General features: G+C 62.6%; 1 protein-coding gene. It reads left to right on the forward strand.

The window, feature by feature from the left end:
• Positions 1-5: 5 nt before the first annotated feature.
• The coding region (locus tag OR16_RS39085) for an acyl-CoA dehydrogenase family protein (RefSeq protein WP_423739717.1) at positions 6-235 on the forward strand (230 nt) is incomplete at its 3' end.

Consider the following 235-nt stretch of genomic DNA (forward strand, 5'->3'; position numbering starts at 1 on the left):
ATCTCGTGCTGAACAAAGTCGATGAACACCAAGAAATCCGCGAAGCCATCCGCGACCTGTGCGGCCAGTTCTCGTCGGAGTATTTCCGCAAGATCGACGAGGCGCGGGGCTATCCCGAGGCATTCGTCAATGCGCTGACCGCCGCCGGCTGGCTGGCCGCCCTAATCCCCGAGGAGTACGGTGGCTCGGGGCTGAGCCTGACGCAGGCCTCGGTCATCATGGAGGAGATCAACCG

The organism is Cupriavidus basilensis OR16 (assembly GCF_000243095.1).
Taxonomy (GTDB): Bacteria; Pseudomonadota; Gammaproteobacteria; order Burkholderiales; family Burkholderiaceae; genus Cupriavidus; species Cupriavidus basilensis_D.